Source organism: Bradyrhizobium sp. (assembly GCF_049691595.1).
In the GTDB taxonomy this organism is placed as follows: Bacteria; Pseudomonadota; Alphaproteobacteria; order Rhizobiales; family Xanthobacteraceae; genus Bradyrhizobium.
The window spans coordinates 1-1938 of sequence record NZ_JBAVNZ010000332.1 but is presented as its reverse complement, the minus strand read 5'-3'; the positions used below and the strand labels follow the sequence as shown (position 1 = coordinate 1938).

2 protein-coding genes are annotated in these 1938 nt (G+C 63.2%); both read right to left on the bottom strand.

The window, feature by feature from the left end; genetic code table 11:
- Nucleotides 1-1033: flagellar hook-basal body complex protein (locus WCE35_RS14550; RefSeq protein WP_424594039.1), on the bottom strand; the 1033-nt coding region annotated here is incomplete at its 3' end.
- 190 nt (nucleotides 1034-1223) lie between these two features.
- A complete protein-coding gene (gene msrB / locus WCE35_RS14545) occupies nucleotides 1224-1724 on the bottom strand; it encodes a peptide-methionine (R)-S-oxide reductase MsrB (protein ID WP_424594038.1) in 501 nt (166 codons plus the stop codon).
- Nucleotides 1725-1938 lie beyond the last annotated feature (214 nt).

Genomic DNA, 1938 nt, shown 5'->3' with positions numbered 1-1938 from the left:
CAGTCACGGTAGCGGGGAAGCCGAGGGCCCCGAATGCCGACGCGTTCGTGCTCGTGACCGTCAGGTTCTGGGTTGTACCGGTATGCAGCGTGATCGCGCCGCCGCCGACGGTCGAGGGGTTCGCGGTGCCGGTGATCGAATCGATCTTGGCCAGCAGCGTCGTGACGTTGTCGGTGACGTTGAGCTGGTTGCCGACTGCGCCGGCGGCGACGAATGTGACGACCGTGCCGTCGACGGTGATGGTGTCGCCGGCGGCGAAATTTGACGTGATCGAATTCGTTCCCGCAACACCGGACAAGAGCGTGGTGCCGCTGATGGCTGCCGGGATCGCCGCCTTGTTGTTGACCGCGCTTCCCGTGGTGGTCGCATCGGCGAAAGGCGTCGCCGGCGTGCCGATGATCTGGGGATTGAAGCCGGGGGTGAAGTCAGCCGGATTCAAGCCGCCCAGAGCCGTCAGCGTACCTAAGTTGGCGGTGGAACTCGCAACTGTCGCCGGCTTGGTCGGAAGGTTGGCGGCATATGTAATCTTGGTCGTCGCCTTGGCCGGAATGAAATTGTTCTGAAACTGCAGAACCTGGGGCACATTTCCAATCGGGTTGCCGGTGACGGGGTCGACGGTCACACCCAGCAGGTAGTATCCGGCACCGTTGACGAGATTGCCGTTGGCGTTGAGCTGGAAATCGCCGCGACGCGTATAGTCGGTGATCCCGTCGAACACGGGCACGTTGTCGACAATGCCGATCGGCTTCTGCACGTTGAAGAAGCCTGCGCCGCTGATCGCCATATTGGTCGCCACGGCGGTCGCCGAGACGGTGCCCTGGGTGGTGATCGAGGCTTGGGCGCGGGCCGCGACGCCGCCGGCCGCCTGGTGCTCGGGCGACGAACTTTGCGGAACGAGATCCTGGAAGCTGGTGCCGGTCGCCTTGAAGCCGACGGTCGATGAGTTCGCGATGTTGCCGGAGATGTTCTGGAGCGCGAAGGACTGCGCCTGCAAACCGCTGACGGAAGTATTCAGTGCGTCGAAAATACCCATAACATCGTCTCCAAATTCGATCCGGGCGGCCAGCCGATCCGCAAAACCATGGCCGCAATCGAAGGAGAACGTCGCAAGCGCCGTGCCAAATAGAAAAATCGTTTTAGTTCAATCACATAAACAAAAAGCCCCGGTCCGGGGACCGGGGCACAATTGCCGGGCGGGGCAACAATTGCCGGGCGAGCGGCCTTCAGGTCGCGGACGGCGCCGCCGGGCGAAACACCAGCGCAAAACCGTCGATGCAGTAACGCAGGCCGGTCGGCTTCGGCCCGTCATCGAAGACGTGACCGAGATGGCCGCCGCAGCGCCGGCAATGAACTTCGGTTCGCAGTATCCCGAAGGTACGGTCCTCGGTCTTGCCGATGGCGTTCTCGAGCGGCTGGTAGAAACTCGGCCAGCCGGTGCCGCTTTCGAATTTCGTCTCGGAGGAAAACAGCGGCAGGTCGCATCCCGCGCAGGCAAAGGTGCCCTTGCGGTGCTCCTTCAACAGCGGGCTCGAGCCCGGGCGTTCGGTGCCCTGCTTGCGCAGGATCTCATATTGCTGCGGCGTCAGCTGCGCGCGCCATTCGGCATCGGTCTTTTCGATCTCGAATTTCTCGGCGGCCTCGGCCGGCGTTGCGCGCAGCCAGCGGAAGGCGGCAAGGCCGAACAGGCCGGCAACGGATGCGAGCAGAATACGGCGGTCAATCATGATGGTCTCCGTGCGAGGCGGCATATCAATCGTTCGCTGTCAGATACGGCACTCCGCGAGCGAAGTTACACCGGACCGTCCCGGATATTCTCACTTTCTTGCGAGATGCCCCCATCCCGACCTCCCCTGCAAGCGGCGGAGCGCCAGGGTGGGGGGAACTTGAATCAGGCCTCCTCGCCCTCGTTCGGGTTTGCCTGCGCACGCGGCTGGGGAC

Bases quoted from the DNA above. Each gene is read 5' to 3' on its own strand.
- msrB (WP_424594038.1), bottom strand. From the start codon at position 1,724: ATGATTGACCGCCGTATTCTGCTCGCATCCGTTGCCGGCCTGTTCGGC.